Genomic DNA, 2,670 nt, shown 5'->3' with positions numbered 1-2,670 from the left:
GCATAAAACCAGTGAACAATGAATACGGAAATACAGAAAACCAGAGGCTGAAAAACAGGCGGCATGGGAAAGCAAGGCTACTTTTTAGAATACCGAGTTCTGGGGACAGCCGCGCGGAGGCTGATGAGGCAGCGCTCGGCCCCCTCCCTCCAACCGGGGTGGCTACAGCTGTGATTATTACTGTAGCGAGTTTTAAGGGTGGGGTCGGTAAAACCACGACAGCCATTCACCTTGCCGCTTTTTTACAGCGTCAGGGGGAAACGTTGCTGATCGATGCCGACCCTAACCGCTCGGCCACCGGCTGGGCAAAACGCGGCAGCTTGCCATTTGAGGTGGTGGATGAATGGCGATCGCCCACCCGCATTCGTCAGTTTGACTATGTAGGGCTTGCTGAGAAAGCATGAAAGGATTAGTTTCAGGGGTTTTCAGGTGGATCAAGGACTGCTAAAGTGCAAGGAAAATCAACTTCAAGGGCCAAAACCCTTGCACTTTTGAGGCAAAATGTACCGTCGTTCTACCCCTGAACAACTGTCCTTTGAGAATTTCTACTTGCCGTTTGGTGGGAAGTTGTCAAAGGATAACCGCTGGGTCAAGCTAGCGGAGGTGATTCCTTGGCAAGAGTTTGAGAACGAATACGCCGCCCTGTTCAGCGAAGATATGGGGGCTCCGGCCAAGGAGTTTCGCATGGCTCTGGGAGCATTAATCATCAAAGAGAAATTGGGCACAAGCGATGCAGAGACCGTTGAACAGATTCGGGAAAATCCGTATTTGCAATACTTTTTAGGACTCTGGGAGTACAGCGATAAAGCACCATTTGAGGCATCGATGATGGTGCATTTTCGCAAACGACTGGGGATGGAAATGATCAACCGAGTGAATGAACATATCATCCGCTCGGTGACGGTCGAAAACACGTCTAATCAAGAAAGCGAGGATAACCTCAGCTCAGAGAATGCGTGTGAAACGAGCCAGTCTGATTCGGGTGACAAGGATGACCCTGGTGAACCTCCATCTCCTCCCAATGCGGGGGCACTGGTCGTTGATGCGACCTGTGCCCCTGCCGATATTCGCTATCCCACCGATTTGGGTTTGCTCAACGAGGCCCGAGAAGTCAGCGAGGAAATCATTGATGTGCTCTACGAGCAGGTGCGTGATAAGGGTACGACCAAACCGCGCACCTATCGCCGCACAGCTCGACGGCAATATCTGACGGTGGCCAAGCAACGCAAACCCAAAGCGAAGGTTCTACGCAAAGCCATTGGCCAACAGTTACGCTACCTCCGACGCAACCTGAATCACATTGACGCGCTTCTTGCGGCGGGAGCCTCGTTATCGGTGCTCAGTGCTCGTCAATATCGGCTGTTGCTGGTGGTAAGTGAAGTCCTTCGCCAGCAGCAACTCATGTATGACAACCGAATTCATCGCGTCGAAGACCGCATTGTGAGTCTGGGTCAACCTCACTTGCGTCCAATTGTCAGAGGCAAGGCCGGGACCCCCGTTGAATTTGGAGCCAAACTAGCCGTCAGTGTGCAAGATGGGTGGGTTTCGCTCGATGTTCTGAGTTGGGATGCGTTTAACGAGGCCGAGCATCTGAGCGAACAGATTGAAGCCTTCAAAGAACGCCAAGGCCACTATCCAGCCTCGGTGCATGCCGACCAAATCTACCGCACCCGCGCCAATCGGGCTTACTGTCGTGAGCGCGGCATTCGTTTGAGTGGCCCACCCTTGGGTCGCCCAGCAACTGATACTCTGGCCGAGCAGCGTCAACAGACCCTAGCCGATGCCAAAGTGCGTAACCAAGTGGAAGGCAAGTTTGGGCAAGCCAAGCGACGCTTTAGTTTGAACCGAGTGATGGCAAAACTCTCCAACACCTCCGAAACGGCTATTGCTATCACTTTCCTGGTCATGAACGTGGAGCGCCTGCTCTGGGCCTTATTTTTTGTTCTCTTATCTTGGGCGGTTGGGTTCACAAGATGCCTCTGGCTAGCGAAGGTGAGCGACTACCAGCCCAATAACCTGCAACATACCCCCATAGCGGCTTAATTTCCGATCGCCTTCATCTGTTCTTGGTTGATTCCAATTTTTACTTTTTCAGCAAGCCCTACTTAGAGGCTCTCTCCAGCCAGAACCGGATCCACATACCGCTCTCCGGCATACACCGCCCGTACTGCTGCCGCCAAGCGCTCGATGGGTGCTTGCTTTGGGCAATAGCCATCAGCACCCGATCGCATCAGGGTTGGCAGGTCAGCCCCAGACCCCGCATCGACCAAAATCAGCACCTTTGACAAGGTGACATAGGACTCGGCCTGCATATCACGCATTTTTTCGACAAACTCAGCCAGGCTAATGTCAGGGAGGGTCGAGTCTACCACCGCCACATCAACATCAATGGACTCCAGCAGTACCAACCCTGTTTCGCCATTGGTAGCTTCGCTGGCCACCTCAATGCCCTCCTGCGATCGCAACGCCACGCGCAAATCCAGGCGCGTTTGTTGATCATCTTCGACCAGTACAGTTTGAATATCTGCCATAGCTAACGGTAAAGCTAACGGTAAGGAGTGTGAGTGAACCTAAGCTCTGAATACGAAGCTCTGAATACGAAACCACAACAGTTGAAGCGGTCGGAATTTAGCTAAATTTTCATCGTAGGAAAAGCGGTTTGGGAAGCCG

The 2,670-nt window shown here is 52.7% G+C and carries 2 protein-coding genes and 1 pseudogene; 2 read left to right on the top strand and 1 reads right to left on the bottom strand.

Annotated features, from left to right (window positions below):
• Window positions 1-170: 170 nt before the first annotated feature.
• Together H8Q75_RS04295 and H8Q75_RS04290 are read left to right on the top strand one after the other, a co-directional pair.
• Window positions 171-344, top strand: a pseudogene (locus H8Q75_RS04295) (ParA family protein); the annotation flags it as partial.
• Between the two features lie 157 nt (window positions 345-501).
• Complete coding sequence (locus H8Q75_RS04290; RefSeq protein ID WP_297040764.1) at window positions 502-2,043, top strand: IS5 family transposase; 1,542 nt, start codon at window positions 502-504, stop codon at window positions 2,041-2,043.
• Window positions 2,044-2,105: 62 nt separating this feature from the next.
• On the opposite strand, the gene H8Q75_RS04285 is transcribed toward H8Q75_RS04290, so the two are convergent.
• A complete protein-coding gene (locus H8Q75_RS04285) occupies window positions 2,106-2,531 on the bottom strand; it encodes a response regulator transcription factor (protein WP_297040762.1) in 426 nt (141 codons plus the stop codon).
• Window positions 2,532-2,670 lie beyond the last annotated feature (139 nt).

This window comes from Thermosynechococcus sp. OHK43 (assembly GCF_014466085.1).
Classification (GTDB): domain Bacteria; phylum Cyanobacteriota; class Cyanobacteriia; order Thermosynechococcales; family Thermosynechococcaceae; genus Thermosynechococcus.
The sequence above is the reverse complement of the archived record's forward strand: the minus strand, read 5'-3'. Positions and strand labels throughout refer to the sequence as shown.